General features: G+C 68.4%; 18 protein-coding genes. 9 read left to right on the top strand and 9 right to left on the bottom strand.

What is annotated here, in order from left to right:
* Positions 1 to 73: 73 nt before the first annotated feature.
* Entirely contained in the window at positions 74 to 451 is a 378-nt protein-coding gene (locus IWC96_RS04790; RefSeq protein ID WP_148291536.1) for a hypothetical protein, read from the bottom strand.
* Positions 452 to 879: 428 nt separating this feature from the next.
* Here IWC96_RS04790 and IWC96_RS04785 point away from each other — a divergent pair, with 428 nt between their 5' ends.
* Positions 880 to 2,733, top strand: a complete 1,854-nt coding sequence (locus IWC96_RS04785) for a monovalent cation:proton antiporter-2 (CPA2) family protein (RefSeq protein ID WP_045319292.1) — start codon at positions 880 to 882, stop codon at positions 2,731 to 2,733.
* A 63-nt stretch (positions 2,734 to 2,796) separates the two neighbouring features.
* On the opposite strand, the gene IWC96_RS04780 is transcribed toward IWC96_RS04785, so the two are convergent.
* Positions 2,797 to 3,402, bottom strand: a complete 606-nt coding sequence (locus IWC96_RS04780; RefSeq protein ID WP_045319293.1) for a DUF4168 domain-containing protein — start codon at positions 3,400 to 3,402, stop codon at positions 2,797 to 2,799.
* 243 nt (positions 3,403 to 3,645) lie between these two features.
* Between IWC96_RS04780 and dusA the strand changes: the two genes are divergently transcribed.
* Positions 3,646 to 4,674, top strand: a complete 1,029-nt coding sequence (gene dusA / locus IWC96_RS04775) for a tRNA dihydrouridine(20/20a) synthase DusA (protein ID WP_021698260.1) — start codon at positions 3,646 to 3,648, stop codon at positions 4,672 to 4,674.
* Positions 4,671 to 5,495, top strand: a complete 825-nt coding sequence (locus IWC96_RS04770) for a sulfite exporter TauE/SafE family protein (protein WP_196838430.1) — start codon at positions 4,671 to 4,673, stop codon at positions 5,493 to 5,495. Before dusA ends, IWC96_RS04770 begins: the two co-directional genes overlap by 4 nt.
* Here the strand turns inward: IWC96_RS04770 and IWC96_RS15900 are convergent, their stop codons facing one another.
* Genes IWC96_RS15900 through IWC96_RS04755 form a run of 3 tightly spaced genes read right to left on the bottom strand, consistent with a single transcriptional unit; the run spans position 5,496 to position 7,056 of the window.
* On the bottom strand, positions 5,496 to 6,209 hold the full coding sequence (locus tag IWC96_RS15900) for an OmpA family protein (protein WP_021698262.1): 714 nt from the start codon (positions 6,207 to 6,209) through the stop codon (positions 5,496 to 5,498).
* A gap of 41 nt (positions 6,210 to 6,250) precedes the next feature.
* Positions 6,251 to 6,775, bottom strand: a complete 525-nt coding sequence (locus IWC96_RS04760) for a TIGR02281 family clan AA aspartic protease (protein ID WP_021698263.1) — start codon at positions 6,773 to 6,775, stop codon at positions 6,251 to 6,253.
* A gap of 56 nt (positions 6,776 to 6,831) precedes the next feature.
* Complete coding sequence (locus tag IWC96_RS04755; RefSeq protein ID WP_021698264.1) at positions 6,832 to 7,056, bottom strand: DUF1289 domain-containing protein; 225 nt, start codon at positions 7,054 to 7,056, stop codon at positions 6,832 to 6,834.
* Between the two features lie 88 nt (positions 7,057 to 7,144).
* Between IWC96_RS04755 and IWC96_RS04750 the strand changes: the two genes are divergently transcribed.
* From IWC96_RS04750 to IWC96_RS04740, 3 genes are all read left to right on the top strand, one after another.
* Positions 7,145 to 7,300 carry a hypothetical protein gene (locus tag IWC96_RS04750; RefSeq protein ID WP_021698265.1) on the top strand — a complete coding sequence of 52 codons (156 nt, stop codon included), beginning with the start codon at positions 7,145 to 7,147 and terminating at the stop codon, positions 7,298 to 7,300.
* An 89-nt stretch (positions 7,301 to 7,389) separates the two neighbouring features.
* A complete protein-coding gene (locus IWC96_RS04745) occupies positions 7,390 to 7,692 on the top strand; it encodes a hypothetical protein (RefSeq protein ID WP_021698266.1) in 303 nt (100 codons plus the stop codon).
* Between the two features lie 64 nt (positions 7,693 to 7,756).
* Positions 7,757 to 8,560, top strand: a complete 804-nt coding sequence (locus IWC96_RS04740; protein ID WP_021698267.1) for a crotonase/enoyl-CoA hydratase family protein — start codon at positions 7,757 to 7,759, stop codon at positions 8,558 to 8,560.
* A gap of 7 nt (positions 8,561 to 8,567) precedes the next feature.
* Here the strand turns inward: IWC96_RS04740 and IWC96_RS04735 are convergent, their stop codons facing one another.
* Genes IWC96_RS04735 through IWC96_RS04725 form a run of 3 tightly spaced genes read right to left on the bottom strand, consistent with a single transcriptional unit; the run spans position 8,568 to position 11,524 of the window.
* Positions 8,568 to 9,572 carry an HlyD family secretion protein gene (locus IWC96_RS04735; RefSeq protein WP_045319300.1) on the bottom strand — a complete coding sequence of 335 codons (1,005 nt, stop codon included), beginning with the start codon at positions 9,570 to 9,572 and terminating at the stop codon, positions 8,568 to 8,570.
* Positions 9,573 to 9,599: 27 nt separating this feature from the next.
* Entirely contained in the window at positions 9,600 to 10,352 is a 753-nt protein-coding gene (locus IWC96_RS04730) for an ABC transporter ATP-binding protein (RefSeq protein ID WP_021698269.1), read from the bottom strand.
* On the bottom strand, positions 10,349 to 11,524 hold the full coding sequence (locus tag IWC96_RS04725; protein WP_021698270.1) for an ABC transporter permease: 1,176 nt from the start codon (positions 11,522 to 11,524) through the stop codon (positions 10,349 to 10,351). Before IWC96_RS04725 ends, IWC96_RS04730 begins: the two co-directional genes overlap by 4 nt.
* Before the next feature lie 200 nt (positions 11,525 to 11,724).
* On the opposite strand from IWC96_RS04725, the gene IWC96_RS04720 reads away from it, so the two are divergent.
* From IWC96_RS04720 to IWC96_RS04710, 3 genes are all read left to right on the top strand, one after another.
* The gene (locus IWC96_RS04720) at positions 11,725 to 13,800 is read left to right on the top strand and encodes a S46 family peptidase (protein WP_196838429.1); all 2,076 of its coding nucleotides are present in this window, start codon (positions 11,725 to 11,727) and stop codon (positions 13,798 to 13,800) included.
* A 209-nt stretch (positions 13,801 to 14,009) separates the two neighbouring features.
* On the top strand, positions 14,010 to 16,076 hold the full coding sequence (locus tag IWC96_RS04715) for a S46 family peptidase (protein WP_196838428.1): 2,067 nt from the start codon (positions 14,010 to 14,012) through the stop codon (positions 16,074 to 16,076).
* A gap of 102 nt (positions 16,077 to 16,178) precedes the next feature.
* Positions 16,179 to 16,430 (top strand): hypothetical protein, encoded by a 252-nt coding sequence (locus IWC96_RS04710; protein WP_045319155.1) that lies wholly within the window; start codon positions 16,179 to 16,181, stop codon positions 16,428 to 16,430.
* Positions 16,431 to 16,822: 392 nt separating this feature from the next.
* Here IWC96_RS04710 and IWC96_RS04705 read toward each other — a convergent pair whose 3' ends face one another.
* Positions 16,823 to 19,354: a tipN gene (locus tag IWC96_RS04705; protein WP_196838427.1), complete on the bottom strand. Its 2,532-nt coding sequence runs from the start codon at positions 19,352 to 19,354 to the stop codon at positions 16,823 to 16,825.
* Positions 19,355 to 19,423: the final 69 nt, after the last annotated feature.

Genomic DNA, 19,423 nt, shown 5'->3' with positions numbered 1-19,423 from the left:
ACCCCTGTGACCTTCATGAGGCCAGTCAAGATTGGTCGAAACTGTGGCGGAATATCCAGATGAAATCTGACCGCTATGAGCGATTGGCCGCGTCGAGGGTCGTGCTTTGTGCGGAAAATCGGGAGCGCGGGACCGGATGAAGATGGGTTGGAGGCTGAACTGCCTGGGTCGGGGTGTCCGCGATGCTTTGCCGAGGTTCCGGCAACTGAAATGTCCAGCTCAGCCCGATTTGGGCGCGGGTCCGGGGCCGCATCGGCCGAAGTGAAGCTGAAAGCGTGGAAAGGCGCTCTCTCACCCGAATGTGGCGAGACGTCGCTTCTGTCCCCCGGCGCTTGAAGGTCACGGCGCAGCCCCGCTGTTCATCGCCTCCAAGAGGCGCAATCTGCGCGATTTCATCCATGCTCAGGATGATGCGATGCCCATCCTCGTGGGTCAGTTCGATGAAGGTCATGACAGGCTTCGACCGATCCCCGGCCGGCCCGGCGGACGGTCCATGGCGGTCCGACTGATCAATGTGTCGCCCTTGTTCAGTACGATCTCTCGCGTATGGGCGAGGGTGGTTTTGACGGTTATGGGGTCAAGCCAGATGGCTGGCGTGTTGGGCATCAAATGTCCTCAAGGCGTGCGCCGGCAGTGTTCCGGGGAGGAAGCCGGCATGGCGACACAGGCATGGAGGCTTGAGCGTCGCCGTGGTGGAAGAGCGCGGTAGAGCACGCCGCCGTTGGAGCGACCGTTTTAGCCAGCGTTTGAAATGAGCCTGAATCGCTCTTTCTGCCGGGCGAAGGCGACACCGCTGCATTCCGAGGTCTGGAAACAGGCGCGGGAAGGCTCGTGCTGCGACCTTTCGTGCCTATATTGCCCGGGTTGAAAGGGGATCCAATGGCCGACGCATCGACGGGAATGGAGCTGGGCCACGCGGTGGTCCTGTTGGGCGCGGCGGTGGTGGCGGCGCCCCTCTTCCGAAAACTGGGGCTGGGTTCGGTGCTGGGGTATCTGGCCGCCGGGCTTCTGATCGGGCCGTTCGGCCTGGGTCTTTTCGATGACCCCATGACCATCCTGCACGTGGCCGAGCTGGGCGTGGTGATGCTGCTGTTCATCATCGGCCTTGAGATGCGGCCATCACGGTTGTGGAGCCTCAGGCGCGAAATCTTCGGCCTCGGTGCGGCCCAGGTGGCGGCCTGCGCCCTGCTGCTGACCGGGGTCGGCATAGCCCTCGGCTTCACGCCCGCCGTGGCCCTGATCGGCGCGTGCGGTTTCGTGCTGTCGTCCACCGCCGTCATCATGCAGATGCTGGACGAACGCGGCGAGCGGATGGAGCCACAGGGACAAAGGGCGGTCTCGATCCTGCTGCTGGAGGATCTGGCCATCGTGCCGCTGCTTGCGCTGGTGGTCTTCATGGGCGCGGCCATGGGCACCGATTCCGGCGAGGCGACGCGACCGCTGTGGCAGGCGGTGCTGATCGGGCTTCTGGCCATCGCGGCCCTGGTGGGGGCGGGGCGCTATCTGCTGAACCCGCTGTTCCGCATCCTGGCCAACAGCGGCGCGCGCGAGGTGATGACCGCCGCAGCCCTTCTGGTGGTGCTGGGCGCCGCCCTGTTCATGCAGGTGGGCGGGCTGTCCATGGCCATGGGCGCTTTCCTGGCCGGGGTGCTGCTGTCGGACTCCACCTTCCGCCATCAGCTGGAGGCGGACATCGAGCCGTTCCGGGGCATCCTGCTGGGCCTGTTCTTCCTCAGCGTCGGCATGGCGCTGGACCTGGCCGTTGTGGCGTCGGACTGGATCCTGATCGCGGGGGCGGTGGTCGCCTTCATGGCCGTAAAGGGCATCGCGATCTATGCCGTGGCGCGGGTGTTCAAGGCCAGGCACCGCGAGGCGCTAGAGCGGGCGGCCCTGTTCGCTCAAGGGGGCGAGTTCGCCTTCGTGCTGTATGCCGCCGCCCTGACGGCCGGGGTGTTCGACGGACGCACCAGCGCGGTGATGACGGCGGTGGTGATCCTGTCCATGGCCCTGACGCCGGTGGTCACCCTGATCATCACCCGGTTCTTCCTGCCGGAAGAGAAGGGCCTGTCGCCCGACGGCGCGGACGGCGTGGATCGGGCCGACGACCTGCACGGTCGGGTGCTGATCATCGGCTTCGGCCGTTTCGCCCAGGTGGTCAGCCAGCCGCTGCTGGCCCGCGACGTGGACGTGTCGATCATCGAGAACGACGTGGAGATGATCCAGGCGGCGGGCAATTTCGGCTTCAAGGTCTACTATGGCGACGGGGCGCGGCTGGACGTGCTGCATGCGTCGGGGGCTGGGACCGCCGAGGCGGTTCTGGTGTGCGTGGACAAGCCCGAGGTCGCTGATCACATCGTCGAACTGGTGAAGGCGGAGTTCCCCCTGACGCGCCTGTACGTCCGCGCCTTCGACCGGGGCCATTCGCTGCGGCTGGTCAAGGCGGGCGTGGACTATGAGTTGCGCGAGACCTTCGAATCCGCCCTGAAGTTCGGCGGGCAGGTGTTGGCGGACATGGGCCTGGACGACCAAGGGGTGGCGGAAACCCTGGACGATGTGCGCCGTCGCGACGAGCAGCGCTTCGAGGCCCAGATCACCGGCGGCCTGACGGCGGGCCGGTCCCTCATGCGCGGCAATGTGGTGACGCCCCAGCCCGCACCCTATGTGCCGCCCAAGCGCGAGGCCAGGCCGCTCAGCGAGGAGACCGCCGACGTGCTGGAGGACGAGGACGCCTGACCCGCAAAGAAAAACGGCGCCCCAAAAGGAGCGCCGTTCATTTCGATCACGGTGTCGCCGCGATTACTGGCTGGACTGAGCGGCCGCCAGACCCACGCGGGCCTGAAGGTGCTGGTCCTGGCCGATGGCGCCGGAGATCTCGTTGAAGCGATCCAGCGTCAGGCCGGAGCCTTCGATGGCGGCGGCCATCTCAGCCTGCTGCTCGGCGGTGGGGGCCGCGCCGTTCAGGGACTGGGCGATGGGCTGCACGGCCGTCATGGCGGCGGCGAACTGACCGGCTTCGGCGTCGGTCACGCTCGCGGCGACGGAGCCTTCGGGCGAAGGGGGCGTAGCGGCGACAGCCACGCGGGCCTGCAGCACCGGGTCCGTCGAGACGGCTTGCGAGATGGCGTTGAAGCGGTCGATCTCCAGGCCCGAGCCTTCGACAACGGCGGCCATTTCAGCCTGCTGCTCGGGGGTCGGCTGACCGCCCTGGACCTGCTGGGCGATCGTCTGCAGCTGCCCCATGGCGCCGGCGAAAGCGGCCAGTTCGGCGTCAGTCGGTTCGCCAGTCGCGGCCGGAGCCTGCGCTTCGGCCTGGGCGCCCGCCTGCATGTCGGCTTCCTGAGCCGTGGCGGCGCCGGCGATAAGGGCGGCGGAGGAAACGGCGGCGATGAGCTTGAGACGCATGGATTGTCCTTCGAATTGTCCACTCGGTCCGATCAGAACCGTCACACGCGAACAAAGGTTCACGACTTCCCGTGCGAATGTGGAGTTGAATCAAGGGGAAGGTGGGAGGACCAAAGGATACCCCGGTCTTGCACGGCCATGCAACTAAGGCGGCAATCGGGCTCGAGGCGGCATGAAAACGGCCACGTTTCCCTTTATGTAAGGGTCTTCCGCACACCAGCGCCCCAGGATCGCCTCAACAAAGTGACGCCGCCCGCCCACCGATTTTCCGTCGCGCCGATGATGGACTGGACCGACCGGCACTGCCGGGCGCTGCACCGCGTCCTGAGCCGGCATGCCCTGCTCTATACGGAAATGGTCACGGCGCCGGCGGTGATCCATGGCGACCGCGACCGCCTGCTGGGCTTCGATCCGGTCGAGCATCCCGTGGCCCTGCAACTGGGCGGGTCCGAGCCGGATCAACTGGCCGAGGCCGCGCGGATCGGCCAGGACTTCGGCTATGACGAGATCAATCTGAATGTCGGCTGCCCGTCGGACCGGGTGCAGTCGGGCCGCTTCGGCGCCTGCCTGATGCGTGAACCGGAGCTGGTCGCCGACTGCATGGCGGCGATTCGCGGGGCCGTGACCGTTCCGGCGACCGTGAAGTGCCGCATCGGCGTGGACGATCAGGACCCGGTCGACAGCCTGTTCGCCACCGTGGACGCCAGCGCGGCCGTGGGCGTCACAACCTTCATCGTCCATGCCCGCAAGGCCTGGCTGAAGGGGCTGTCGCCCAAGGAGAACCGCGACGTGCCGCCGCTGGATTACGCCCTGGTGCGGCGCCTGAAGCGCGAGCGGCCGCATCTGACCGTCGTCATCAACGGCGGTGTTCCCGATCTGGACGCGGCCGAGGCCCATCTGGCGCCGGACGAGCATGGCGTTGCGCTGGACGGCGTCATGCTGGGCCGGGCGGCCTATCACGAGCCGGCGCTGCTGGGACAAGCCGACCGGCGGCTGTTCGGGGCGGATACGCCGGACGTGGACCCGTTCGAGGCCATCGCGCGGTACCGGCCCTATATGGCCGCGCGGCTGGAGGAGGGGGTGCATCTGCCCCACATGGCCCGGCACATGCTGGGCCTGATGCACGGGCGGCCGGGTGCGCGCACCTTCCGCCGCATCCTGACGGTGGAGTCGATCCGCCCGGGCGCCGGGCTGGAGGTTGTGGATCAGGCCGTCGAGGCGGTGCGCGAGGCCGAGGCCAAGCGGGACGCCCGCGAGGAAGAGGCGGCGTGAACGGCCTTCCGGTCGCCGACCTGCTGCTGATGGCGGTCGCCCTGGCGGGGGCCGGAGCCGTGGCGGGGGTGATCGGCGGGCTGTTCGGCGTCGGCGGCGGCACCGTGCTGGTGCCCGCCCTGTTCTACGCCTTCTCGGTGCTGGGCGTGGGCGGCGAGAGCAATCTGCATGTGGCCATCGGCACCTCGCTGCTGACCATCGTCGCCACGTCCTGGAAGTCGCTGGCAACGCACAGGGCGCACGGCGCTGTGGACGAGACGGTGCTGCGCACCTGGACGCCGTGGGTGGCGCTGGGCGGCCTGATCGGAGCCGCCATCGCGGGGGTGACCTCCATGGGGGGGCTGGCCATCGTCTATGGCGCCTGTCTGTTGCTGGTGGCGGCGCAGATGGGACTGTTGCCTGAGCGGATCACCTTGAGGCCTGACCTGCCCACCGGCTGGGGTCGGCGCGGCGTGGGCACGCTGATCGGCGGGCTGTCGGCCATGATGGGCGTGGGCGGCGGCAGCCTGGGCGGCATGACCATGGTGCTGTGCGGACGACCGATCCATCAGGCCGTGGCCACCGCCTCGGGCTTCGGACTGGCCATCGGCGCGGCGGCGGCGCTGGGTTTCGCGGTGTTCGGCTGGGGCGCGGAGGGACGGCCGCCCCTGTCGCTGGGCTACGTCAATATTCCGGCCGCCGCGATCATGGGGCTGCTGACCGCCCTGACGGCGCCCATCGGCGCGCGCCTGGCGCACCGTCTGAACCGGCGCGTGCTGAAGAAGGCGTTCGCGGTCTATCTGCTGGCCACGGCGATCTCGGTGGTCGTGAAGGCCCTCTGATCACCAAGGCGTGTATGACCCGTCCGATCGAGGACGCCTGAGGTGAACGCTTACGCGTCGATTGAGCATCTCGGGACCCGTTGACGGCCGGGCCAGCAGACGGTCGGCCGATCCGCGCACGGTGATCATGTTTTCGGACACACCCATGAATATGAGCTGGTCGGCCACGGCCTGAGCCCTCTGTTCGCTCAAAGCCTGATTGAGCCCATCAGGTCCCACGGTGTCCGTATGCCCATCGACCAGCACGCGCGTTTCGGGCGTGATATGAAAGCGCGTCCGCCGCAACCACCAGCGATGCAGGGCGGTAATCTCCGTTGAACCGCTCTCGAAATGCAGCCTCGGCATGTCGAAGTGACTCAGGCGCGGCGGGGCTCGACGGGACCATACGGCGACACTGTCCCCACAACCCGCAGGGTTAAGCTCCACGATGACACGGCCGGGACCGACCCCGGCCAGGAACAGCTCCGAGGCCACCAGTTCCGTTCTGCTCAGGTGCGGATCGGTGACGACATTGGGTTCGCACCCCTCCACCACGAGTTCGTGGCGAGGAAAGGCATCGCCTTGCGCTGTCAGCCAGGCGGCGATTTCGTGAACGGTTCTGTAGCCCTGGGGCGCCAGGCGTCCGCCGTCACGGGTTGCGACCGCCCACTCCTGAGCCTGTGTGGGGGACTGCCAGAAACCGCAGATCATCAGAAAGATCAGTGCCGAGCGCATGACACATCATCACCCGATCAAGGCTGCGAGTCACTCAGGGTTCAGGGACGCAGCGTCAGGCCGTGGGGCGTGGCCTCGATGCGGGACAGCCGGCCCAGATAGCTCATGCCCAGCAGGGACGCGGGCAGGCCCCGCTCGACCACCAGGGCCTGAACCCGCTCGACGCGCGCGCCGGCCACCGCCACATGGGCCAGTTCGATGCGCGCCGCGCGGCCCTCGCCGTTGGCGGTGACCACCGTGTGGTCGAAGTCCTCGGATTCCAGCATGAAGCCAAGCCGCAGCGCGTCGTCGCGGGTCAGGGCCACGACGCTGGCGCCGGTGTCCACCAGCACACGCACCGCACGCCCGTTGATGTCGGCTTCGGCCCAGTAGTGGCCGTCGGCGGCGCGGATGATCTGGGCCGCTTGACCGGTCGCCCTTGCGGAGGGCGCGGATGCGCTCATCAGGACGGGCGCGGCCTGGGCCCGGCCGGCGTCGCCCAGATGGCTGACGCCGTAGCCGAGCACGCCCGCGGCCGTCAGGGCCAGGGCGAACATCACGCCGGACTGGAAATCGAAACGCGCCATGCAGCCACCATGACCCAAAGCCCTTGGCGTCCGGTGAAACGGCGTGGTGAACGAATTCAGAATCTGAGGGCGGGATCCAGGCGATCCTTGCGCGAAGGCAAGTCGGCCATGATCCGGGCCCGCTCCTCATCGGTCAGCTTCGACCAGCCGCCGATCTCGCCGAGCGTGCGCAGGCATCCCAGGCACAGGCCCGAACGTCCATCCACGGTGCAGACCTGGATGCAGGGCGTGGCGACCGGGCGAGGCGGGCGACTTGAATTCGGGGCGTTGAATTCCGACATTGGTCCTGACGCGACACGACCAAGAAGGTGAAATCCCCAACCGGCGCGCCGCGTCTTCTTTCATCGTTCTCGAAAGGAGACGCCCACAATGAACGATAAGCACTTCAACCTCCAGAACGCCGTCATGCAGTTCGCCCTTGTGGGCGGCACGGCCTTCAACACCCGGACCGTGCCCTCCAACCGGCTTCGCCGCCGGCCTCTGGAGAAGCTGTCCAACACCCTGAAACTGCGGAGACGACCGTAGGCGGTGCAACCGTGCCGCTTGCCATGAGCGCGTTTTGCGGTGCACACTTGTCATCACACACTGTTCGACGCGAATGATTGGATGATGTCATGATGATCAGCCTGCTCTCCGCTGCGGCCATGGCCCTGACTCTTCAGGCCCAGCCCGAGCTCCAGACCGACGCCCAACCGGCCACGCCCGAGGTTGAGGCCGAAGCGGCACAGACCCGCGCGGACCGTCGCAACGAGCGCGTTTGCGAGCGTCGACCGGTGACGGGATCGGGCATCGCTCGCCGGGTCTGCTCTACGCGCGGCGAGATGGAAGACCGCGCTGAGGCGGACCGCCAGCGGCTGGAAAGCATGCAGGGCGTGATCACGGTCGACCAGTCCAACGGTTTCGCCCCCCCTCAGTAATCTGCTCAATCTGATCAAACAGGACCCCGGTCCCCCAGGGCCGGGGTTTTTCTATGGACGAGACATGACCAGCGCACTGATCTCGGCGGAGCGACGCGGCGCCGTCCACATCCTGACCCTGAACCGGCCCGAGCGGCTGAACGCCCTGCCGGACCTTGAGGACGGCGACGCCTTCGCCGCCGTCTGTGAGGGAATCAACGCCGATCCATCCGTGCGCTGCGCCGTCATCACGGGAGCGGGCAGGGCGTTCTCGGCGGGCGGCGACCTCAGGGCCATGAAGGACCGCCGCGATCTGTTCGAGGGGTCCGGCGCCGAGATCCGCGAGCGATATCGCCGGGTGGTCCACCGCATCGTGCGGTCGCTGTACGCACTGGAGGTTCCGCTGGTCGCGGCTGTGAACGGCCCGGCCATGGGGCTGGGCTGCGACATCGCCGGACTGGCCGACATCCGCATCGCCTCCGACCGCGCCAGCTTCGGCGTGCCGTTCCTCAAGCTCGGCATCATTCCCGGCGACGGCGGGTCATGGCTGCTGCCGCGCAACGTCGGCTATGCGCGCGCCGCCGAGATGCTGTTCACGGCCCGCTCCATCGATGCGGAGACCGCGGAGCGATGGGGTCTGGTCAATCGCGTCGTCGCCCATGACGACCTGATGGACGAGGCGATGGCGACGGCGGAGCAGGTGGCCGCCCACGCGCCCCAGGCCCTGCGCATGGCCAAGAGCCTCCTGCGGCAGGGGCGCGACATGAATTTCGATCAGATGCTGGAGATGTCGGCGGCCATGCAGGCCCTGGCCCACCTGACCGACGACCATATCGAAGGCGTGTCGGCGGTGCTGGACAAGCGGCCGGCGGATTTCACCGGCCGCTGAAGCCCCTTTACGGCGTACGCATCGCCTGATCCGGCCCGACCCCGACACTGACTTCGCGCTCGGCGCCGGCGGTCTGGCCCGGCTTCATGAACTTCACAAGCACCCGCTGGCCGATCAGGAAGGGGGCTTCGTTGGCCGAGACCACGACCTCAACCACCCGCTCGTCGGCGCGCTGGGACGGATCATCCGACTGCAGGCGGCGGGCGCCGAACAGGCCGGCGCGGCGCAACACTTCACCCACGTAAACCTGGTCGGGGTCACCCTCGGGGGTGATCTCCACCTGCTGCCCGATGGTGATGTTGGGGATGTCCGCCTCCACGATTTCGGCGCGCACGATGCGGTCGGTCATGGGCTCCAGGTCGAACATGGTGGAGACGTTCAGGGTCGAGGCGCCCGCGCCCGGCTGGGCGTAGCGTCGGGCGATGCGGCCGGCCATGGGCGCACGGATGGCGGTGAGTTCGAGATTGTACTGCGCCTCATTCAGCCGGGCCTGCGCTGTCTGGACGGAGGCGCGCTGGCTGTTCAGCCGAGCCTCGGCCATGGCGATGGCGTCGCGGGCCTGATCCAGGCGCTGCGCAGCGATGAAGTTGCTGTCGGCCAGACGGTTCATACGTTCGAATTCACGCCGGGCGGTGTTCAGATCCACCTCGATCGCGGCCAGCTGCGAGCGCGCCTGGGCGACCTCGGCGGATGCGCGCTGCACAGCCAGACGAGGTTCGTCGTCCTCCTGACGAGCCAGGATCTGTCCCGCCGTGACTTCGTCACCTTCGTTGACATAGACCTCGCGAACCACGCCGCCGCGTCGGGCAGCCACCTGGATCACGCCGCCTTCCACGTCCGCGCGACCGTTGGCGATGGCGGCGTAAGGGCTTTCCGGCGCCGAGGCGGTGGCGGCCTCCAGCTCAGCCTGTCGCTGCTGTCCCTGGCCCTGCATGAACAGGAAGCCGCCGATCAGCAGGATGACCACCACGAGAGCGATCCAGGTGCGCTTTTTCTTCAGGAAACCGGGGATGGACATGGGTTGCTCTTTTTCTGGTCTTTAGTGGGCCGAGGCCAGCATCGGGTTCGCCTCGGGCGTCCGTCGCTGGTCGTCTAGAATGCGGCCGTCTTCGATGTGGATGACACGGTCGGCCCAGGCTTCAAGCCGGGGGTCGTGGGTGACACAGATCACTGCGGCGCCGTGCTCTGTGGCGGCGCGGCGCAACAGGCGGATCACCACCTGTCCGTTTTCGCCGTCCAGCGCCGAGGTGGGTTCGTCGGCGAACAGGATCTGAGGGTTTTTGGCGAGCGCGCGAGCGATGGCCACACGCTGCTTCTCGCCGCCGGACAATGCCGACGGGCGCTGGTGCAGACGCGGGCCCAGGCCGACTTCTTCCAGTGCGGCGGTGGCCTGGCGACGCGCATTATCGCCCGAGAGCCCCTGATACTTGAGAACCGTCGTGACTTGCTGCAACGCGGACAGCGCCGGGAAAAGGTTGAAGCCCTGGAAGATGAAGCCGCAGTGATCCAGACGGAATTTGTCGATGCGTCCGGAGGAGAGCTTCCACAGGTTATCCACGTCCAGCGCGTCCACCCGGCCCGCATCAGGCTTCAACAGGCCGGACAGGGCTGCGATCAGCGTGGACTTGCCGGATCCCGAGGGCCCCATGACCATGGTCAGGTCGCCGTGCCGGGCGTCGAAATCGACTCCCTTCAGCACTTCGATGTGGGTGCGGCCGGTCTTGAAGCGTTTGACCAGACCCTTGGCCTCGATGGCGAAGTCGCCGTGCTTTCCATGTGTCGCGGTGGTCATCGCAGCAAATCCGCGGGCTGGCTGTTCTTGAGGATGCCGAGCGACAGAAGGCCCGACACCATGGCGATGATCACCAGTCCGCCGCCCACGATCAGAAGAAGACTGATGGGCAGGGCGATGATGACGGCGTTGGCGCTGGCCAGCAGCGACACCAGCCAGGTCAGGAAGATGGCGGCGACCACACCCACCAGACCCACCCAGAAGCTGAGCTCGAGCACGATCCGGCGCAGGGACCCCATGCTGACGCCCAGGGCTCTGAGAGAGGCGAACTCCTTGATGTTGGCCATGATGGCGCCGCGCAAGGTCTGCCAGGTGATGGCCACGCCGATGATGGCCCCCAGAACGACGCAGCCGCCGATGATGATGACCAGTATGCCTTCCTCGAACATGGCGCCGGCGTTGGCCTCGGCCAGCTCGACGCGGGTCCAGGCGCGGTAGGCCCCCCGGCTGGCTGCGTTGATCTGAGCCGCCACGATTTCGGCGCGCGCCGGATCCTCGATGGCGATCATCAACGGCCCGACCCTGGGGCTTGAATCGCTGGTCTGCCCCATCATCCGCAGGGTGTCCCGCGAGGTGACGATGGTGGGCTGCATCATGTTCGGATAGCCGCGGATCACACCGACCACCGTCACGGTCTGGCCGTTGTAGATCGCCCTGTCTCCGAGCTGGACGCCCAGGGTCGGCAGGGCGGATTCATCGACGGCGACGGTGAAGGGCTGTCGCAGCGCCTCCACCAGCTCATCGGAGTAATCGACAGGTATGGTCACCGAACCGGGCGCCGTGTCGATGACGTTGACCATGACGTTGCGCTGGCGAGGAGCGCCCTGCCGCGCCCGGTCAGCCGCGGACATTGTCGGGTCGATGTTGCGGATGTTCTGGAACATGCCGCCGGACATGGCCAGCGGCCTGACCTGAACCACTTCCGGGTGATTGTAGATCAGCGGGATGTACCGACGCGGCATGCCCATCGGGCCGCTGAACAGCGCCGTGGCGCCGGGCGGCAGAACGATGACATCGGCGCTTGAGCGCTCAATGGCGGCCGTGAAGCCCTTGCCGATGCCGATGAACACACCGGTCATGGCCAGCACCAGCAGGCCGGACAGGGCCAGCGCCATGACCGCGGCCATGTAGCGGCGCCATTCGTAGAGCAGCGTTGCAAGCGCGAGTGACATCGAACCCCCTTCGTTGTCCCCCTGTCTGAAGGCCAGCGTTCGCCGGGCCAAGTTAAATCGGGGTAAGGGTCGGAAAGACGGGCCGTTTTCCCTTTCACATCAAGGTGTCGGCCTCAGTGCTGGCGCGCCGGACCCGGCCTTGCTAGTCAGTTCGCCCACAAGCGCCGCGGTTGATCGGCGCGCTCAGGGAGCCTTCACCCATGTCGCTTCGCCTCACCGTTTCGGCCGCCGTCCTGGCGCTGGCCGCCTTCGCCTCGTCCGCCGCCCAGGCCGACGAAGGCATGTGGACCTTCGACAATTTTCCCACCGCCACGGTGAACGCGAAATACGGCACCGACATCGATCAGGCGTGGCTGGACAGCGTGCGCGGCGCGGCCGTCCGTCTGTCCAGCGGCTGCTCGGCCTCGGTGGTCTCGGGCCAGGGGCTGGTGCTGACGAATCACCACTGCGTGGTGTCCTGCGTCCAGGACCTGTCGGACGCCGAGAATGACTATGTCCAGAACGGCTGGATGCCCGCCGCCCGCGAGCAGGAGCGCCAGTGCCCCGGCGTGCAGGCCCAGATCCTCACCGAAATCACCGACGTCACCGATCAGGTGCTGACGGCGGGTGCGGGCCTTGAGGGCGCCGCCTTCGTCCAGGCCCGCAACGCGGTCAGCCGCGCCATTCAGGAAGAGGCCTGCGGCGACGACGACACCCGCACCTGCCAGGTCATCAGCTTCTATCGCGGCGGGCGTTTCGCTCTCTACGAGTACCGCAACTATTCCGACGTCCGTCTGGCCTTCGCGCCGGAGTTCCAGGCGGCCTTCTTCGGCGGCGACCCGGACAATTTCAACTATCCCCGCTACGCCCTGGATGCGGCCTTCCTGCGCCTCTACGAGAACGGCCAGGTCGTCGAGACCCCGAACCACCTGACCTGGAACCCCGCCCCGCCGACCGAGGGCGAGCCGGTGTTCGTGGCGGGCAACCCGGGCTCGACCTCGCGTCTGCTGACCGTGGCCCAGCTGGAGAACCTGCGCGACCAGCAGATCCCCGTCAGCCAGCTGCAGCGCTCGGAGCTGCGCGGCCGTCTGATCGCCTTCGGCGAGCGCGGCGAGGAGCAGGAGCGCGTGGCGCTGGACACCCTGTTCGGCGTGGAGAACAGCTTCAAGGCCTTCTATGGCCAGCAGCTGGCCCTGAACGACGGGGACTTCATGGGGACCAAGCGCGAGCAGGAGGCCGAGCTTCGCGCCGCCGTCGCCGCCGACCCCGCCCTGGCCGAGCGCATCGGCGATCCCTGGACCGAGCTTGAGACGGTGCAGTCGTCCGTCGAGGAGCTGTATCTGCCGTATCGCCAGCTGGAATCGGCGGCGGGCGGCGGATCGACCCTCTACAGCTACGCCCGCGCCATCGTTCGCGCGGCCCGGGAAGGCGCCAAGCCGGCCGGCGAGCGCCTGCCGGAGTACGCCTCGGAAACCGGCCTGACCAACCTGCGCCGCCGCCTGGCGGACGGAACGCCGGTGTCCTCCGAACTGGATCAGCTGCTGCTGGGCTTCTGGCTGTCCAAGACCCGCGAATACCTGACCACCGACAATGCGGCGGTCCAGACCCTGCTGGGGAATGAAAGCCCCGAGGGCCTGGCCGAGCGGCTGGCCACGGGCACGACCCTGACCGATCCGGCCGTGCGCACCGCCCTGTTCGACGGCGGACTGGCGGCGGTGGAGGCTTCGACCGATCCGATGATCCAGTTCGTCCTGCGCACCGAAGGCCTGGGCCGCGAGCCCCGCGCCCAGTGGGAGCAGCGCGTGTCGGCCCCCACCGGCCAGGCGGCCGAGCGCATCGCCCAGGCCCGCTTCGCCGTCTATGGCGACAGCCAGTATCCCGACGCCACCTTCAGCCTGCGGCTCAGCTACGGCGCCGTCGAGGGCTGGAGCTATCGCGGCGTGGACGTTCCGCCCATGACCTACATCGGCGGCCTGTACGAGCGGGCCACCGGCGCCGAGCCCTATAACTTGGCGTCGCGCTGGGCCGAGGCCGAGGGTCGCGTGAACCACGAGACCGTCTACGACTTCGTCTCCACCAACGACATCATCGGCGGCAACTCAGGCTCGCCGGTGATCAACGCCCGGGGCGAGGTGATCGGCGCGGCCTTCGACGGCAACATCCATTCGCTGGGCGGCGCGTTCGGCTATGACGGAGAGCTGAACCGGACGGTCTCGGTCTCCACAGCCGCCGTGACCGAGGCCTTGCGGAACGTCTATCGTCTGCCGCACCTGCTGGAAGAACTGGGCGTGGAGTAAGCGCCTCCAACCTTCTCCCGGTGGGAGAAGGGGGACCCGCGCACCGGAGCGCGCAGCGCGGAGGTCCTTGCGTGGGGGATGAGGGTTCGGTGGTTCCGCAAGGACTCGCCCGACCCTCACCCTGCGCGCTCAAGAAGCGGTCTGCTTCGCATCCCGCTGCGCGCAGCCCTCTCCCATCGGGAGAGGGGCCCTGCCTGAAGGAGACCACCATGCGCCTGTTCCTCACCGCCTCCGCCGCCGTCCTGGCCCTGGCCGCCGCGTCTTCGGCTTCGGCCGAAGAGGGCATGTGGACCTATGACAACTTCCCGATCCAGCGCGCCAACACGGCGCTGGGGACGGACATCGACCAGGCGTGGCTGGACCATGCGCGGCTGTCGTCGGTGCGCCTGACCACCGGCTGTTCGGCGGGCATCGTGTCGGGCGAGGGACTGGTGATGACCAACAATCACTGCGTCTCGTCCTGTGTGCAGAACATCTCGACGCCCGAGGTGCAGTACGCCGAGACCGGCTTCACCCCGGCCAGCCGTGAAGAAGAGCGTCGCTGCCCCGGCATGCAGGCCGAGGTGCTGATCGACATTTCCGACGTGACGGAGCGCATGCAGGCGGCGGGGCAGGGGCTGGACGGCTCGGCCTTCACCCGCGCCCGCGACGCCGAATCCGGCGCCATCGAGAGCGCGGCCTGCGAGGGCCGGGACGACCTGCGCTGTCAGGTGGTCAGCCTGTATCGCGGCGGCCAGTTCAAGCTCTACACCTTCCGCAAATACGCCGACGTGCGCCTGGCCTTCGCGCCGGAAGAGCGCGCCTCGTCCTTCGGCGGCGACCTGGACAATTTCAGCTTCCCCCGCTTCGCCCTGGATGCGGCCTTCCTGCGTCTCTACGAGAACGACCGGCCGGTCGCGACCGAGACCCACTTCACCTGGAACGCCGACGCGCCGACGCCGGGCGAGGCGGTGTTCGTCTCGGGCACGCCGGGGTCGACCCAGCGCCTGCTGACCCAGGACCAGCTGGCCACCGTGCGTGACGTGGTCCTGCCCATGGACCAGCTGATCGCGTCCGAACTGCGCGGGCGCCTGATCCGCTTTTCGCAGGAAAGCGACGAGAACCGCTTCATCGCCTCATCCGCCCTCTCGGGGGTGGAGAACACCTACAAGCGCGGCATGGGCCGCATGCGCGCCCTGATCGACGGCGACTTCATGGGGCGGCGTCAGGCGGCGGAAGAGGAATTCCGCGCCCGGGTCGCCGCCGATCCGGCGCTGGCGGCCGAGGCGGGCGATCCGTGGTCGACGCTGGCGGAGATCCAGCCGGTGCAGGCGCGGCTCTATCCGGCCTACAGCCTGCTTGAGGGCCGCGCCGGCGGCGGTTCGCGTCTGTTCGGCTTCGCCCAGACCCTGGTGCGCGCTGCGCAGGAGCGGGACAAGCCCTCGGGACAGCGCCTGCCCGAGTTCGCCGACAGCCGCCTGCCGCTGGTGCAGCAGCGCCTGTTTGCGGACCTGCCCACCTATCCGGCGCTGGACGAGCTGCAGCTCAGCTGGTGGCTGTCCAAGACCCGCGAGATCCTGACCGTGGACGATCCGCGCGTGCGCGCCCTGCTGGGCGACGAATCCCCCGAGGGCATGGCCGAACGGCTGGCCTCCGGATCGACCCTGGGCGATCCGGCCGTGCGCCGGGCCCTGTGGGAGGGCGGTCTTGAAGCCATCGAGGCCAGCGACGATCCGCTGATCCGCTTCGCCCTCGCCATGCAGCCCATCAACCGCCCGGTGCGCGACCAGTGGGAGGCCGAGGTCGAGGCCCCGACCGCCCGCGCGTCCGAGGCGCTCGCCGCCGCGCGCTTCGCCGTCTACGGCGACGCCATCTATCCCGACGCCACCGGCACCCTGCGCCTCAGCTACGGCAAGGTGGAGGGCTGGACCTATGACGGCCGGACCGTGGAGCCGCTGACCACCTTCGCGGGCCTGTTCGACCGGGCCACCGGCGCCGATCCCTTCGTCATCACCCCGCGCATCGCCGCCGCCCGCGACCGCATCGACATGGACGCGGTGATGAACATGTCGGTCTCCACCGACACCATAGGCGGCTCGTCAGGCTCGCCCGCCATCAATGCGCGGGGCGAGATCATCGGGGCCAATTTCGACTCCACCGTCCTGACCCAGCGCAACGCCTACGGCTATGACATCAACGTCAACCGCAGCGTCATCGTCACGACCCAGGCCGTGACCGAGGCCCTGCGCAACATCTACGGCATGGATCACCTGCTGACGGAGCTGGGCGCGGACTAGGGGATGGTCTCATGGGTGATGCCGGGGGCCTGCCGCACAGCAGGCGTCCGGAACCGCAGCGACGGGTGGGAAGCGGACATTCAGCCGGTATTCTAGGGAAGCATGCAAGGAGACCTTATCCAGCGGCCGGACGCCCCTTGGCGAGGATTTGTCGCGGGCTTCGTCAGATGCGGGGCGCCGCTGCTGGCGGTGCTAATCGTCAAAACCCTGCTCGATCTGCGGGCCGGCTTGATCCTGCAAGACTTCCTCGTCGTGGGAGCCATATCTCTAGGTGGCGCGCTCATCGGCGGGATCCTGTTTGCGGTCCCGTCCATCGTCCGACTTGTGGCCTACAAATACCTGGAGGGGCGCTAGAGGTGAGAAGCGAAGGTCTGCCCCGAGTTCGTCCAAGGGCGATTGGCGAGCGGAGGACCACATCAGACGCCGTGGTCGACTCGCACGATCACCTGATCGCCCCATAGGGTTATCCTGGACGGTTTGGGCTCCAGTCGCGCTTCATACCAATAATGATCGCCCCAAACGTCCTCGCTGCCGTCAGTCCCTCCAGCGAATATGAGTTCACCGGCCTCGTTCCGGTCAATCGTCAACACGCTCCACGTCATAGGCGTTCGCAGACCTTCGACGATGAATGATCCGTCCCACCCGTCGATCGGCTCAAAACGCAGCGTGTAAGGCCCGTCTGGTCCTGCGACAGTAAATTCAAACGGCCTTGGACATCTGACTCTCATGGAGGGACGATACGACGGTCAGGCCAGGTCGCCCACGGCGGCGTCCAGCAGCAGGAAGGCGCGGCCGGGGTCGGTGGCCAGGCGGGACAGGACCGAATAGCCCTCGCCGTCCTCGCGGGCGGCCTGGGCCAGCTGGCGGGCCATCTGGCGCACATAGCGCTCCACGTCGGCCTTCAGCTCCGCATCGCTCAGCACCCGGCGCGAGACGCTGCGCACGGCCGCCGGGGCGATGCGGCGCACGATCTGGCGCGCGCGGTCCGGCTCGCCGTCCTGGAAGGCGGCGGCGGCTTCCTCGACCCGTGAGCGGGGCAGCAGGGCGTTGGGGTCCACGCCCATGCGGCGGATGGCCTGGGTGATGCGTTCGCCCAGGGCCTCGTCGTCGACGACCGGCGTCTCCAGATCCAGCGGCGCATCCTGACCGGCGTCGTCGTCCACCAGATCCTTCCAGCTGAGGCTGCGGTCGGCGTCGCTGTCCTTCCCGCGCGGGGCGCCGGCGGGCTCCAGCTTCAGGCGGCCGCGAAGGCCGAAACCGCCCGAAGGCTCGGGATCCGCCGGGGGCGGCGCGGCACGGGCGGTGGCGGCCTTGCCCGTCTCGGGGGCCTTCTCCGCCAGCACCTCGCGGCGGCGCTGGGCGGCCACGGGCGAGTCGCCGGACACCACCCCCATCAGCCGCACGGCCTCGGACAGCATGTCGTAGTTGCGCTTGACCCGTTCCTGGAAGGCGGCGTCCAGGGCTTCGGTGTCCTCGGCCGCCTTCTGGGACGCCTCACCGAGCGCCTTGAGCCCTTCCTCCACCGCGGCGCGCACGTCATCGATGCGGCTGCGGGCCTCCTCGGGCATGCGGGCGGCCTTGATGTCCAGTTCGCCCATGGCGTCGTCCACCTGGCTGATGACCGCGTTCAGGCGCTCCACGGTCAGCTCCAGACGCTCGACGGCCTTCTGACCGGCCTCGTCCACCAGGGACGAGGTTTCGTCCACGATGCGGCGGGCCCCCTCGATGCGGCTGTCGGCGGCGTGATCGGCCTTCTGGGCGGCGGCGTAGAGCGCTTCTCCCAGAATGTCGGCGCGGGCCTGGGCCTGGTCTGCGGCCTCGGCGGCGGCGGCGCGGGATTCCGCGGCCACGGCGTTAAGGGCCTCCAGCGCCCGGCGCGCTTCCTCGGCCATGGTGTCGCGCGCATCCGCGGCCAACGCCTCGAACCGATCCAGCGCCTTGCGGGTCGCGCCGTCGAAGGCTTCCGCCTCGCGATTGGAGAGTTCGCTGAGGGCGCGGAACTGGTCCGCCGCAGCCTCGACCAGATCGCGCAGAACCTCGACGCTGCGCGACGAGGTGTCGGACAGTTCGCCGCCGGCGGAGCGGGCCGCCGACAGGGTCTCGATCAGCTGGGCGCGCTGGCTCTCGACCTGGGCCGAGAAGTCCTCCTGATCGGTGCGCAGGGCGTAGGCGGCGGTGACGAGGGCTGCGCGCTGCTGGCTGAGCCCTTCCTCGACCGACTGGATCTGTTCGGCCACGCCGGATCCGGCGTTCTCGAGCCGCAGCGTCTGGCGCGACAGGTCGTCGGCGGCCAGGCGGGCGGCGTCCTGGGCCTCCCCGGCGGCGGCGGCCATGTCGGCGGCGCGCGCGGCCAGGGCGGCCTCGGCCTCCCGAAGCTGGGTCTGGGCCAGGTCCGAGGCGTCCGCCACCATGCGGGACTGGCGCTCGACCACATCCACCACATTGGCGGCCTGTTTCTCCAGCTCGCCGGAGAGCGCCTGAAGGCTGGTCCGTTCGCCGCCCAGCTGTTCGGACAGGCGACGGGCCGAGCGCTGGGCCGTCTCCGCCGCCTCGGTCAGACGCTCGGTCTCCTCGCCCAAGGCCTGACGCAGGGCGGCCAGATCATTGCGCGCGCGCTCCACCGCCAGGGTCGCCTGATCGATGTCCCCACGCAGGGCGGTGACCATGCCCCCCGCGTGTTGGGCGGCGAGGGCCGTGGGCGCCACCATGGCGTCGGCCAGGGCGCGGGCGCGGCGGGTCTCGGCCGAAAGCTGGGCCCCCTGACGCACGGCCTGGGCCAGCAGGATGGCCAGGCCCGCCGGGGCCAGGGCCAGCAGGCTGTAGATGGCGATCTGAAGCGGGTCCAGGCCGCTCAGCCCGGCGCCGGTCTGGAACGCGGCCCAGGCGGCCACGCCGCCGATCCACAGCACCACGGCCAGTGCGGCGATCAGATAGGCGTGACGCCCGCCCGTCACGGCGGGCGCAGGGGCGGGCAGGGCGGCCGGGGCCGGAAGGGGCAGATCATCGAGCGTGGCAGGCGGCTGGGCCGCTTCATCACTCATCTGGGCGCGGATGTCGGCCATGGCCGCGGCGACGGCGGCCTCCTCGGCCTCGCGCGCCATACGCTGTTCTTCATCCTCGGCTTCGCGCGCCTTGCGTTCCTGTTCGGCCAGGCGGCGGCGCTGACGCTCGGACATGGGGCGTTCGGACGGAGCCGCCTCCGGCGCGATGTCGACCGCCTCGGGCGGGACGTCCGCCTGGGCTTCCGTTTTGGTCGACAGCCGACTGCGTTTTGTCATGGACAGGAGCCCCGTGGTCCGACGCGCGCATCACGGACAAGTTTGAGGTTTCGCGCGAACGGAGAAACT

It is taken from the genome of Brevundimonas sp. BAL450 (assembly GCF_015767455.1).
Taxonomy (GTDB): domain Bacteria; phylum Pseudomonadota; class Alphaproteobacteria; order Caulobacterales; family Caulobacteraceae; genus Brevundimonas; species Brevundimonas abyssalis.
This window is presented reverse-complemented; position numbering and strand designations above follow the sequence as displayed.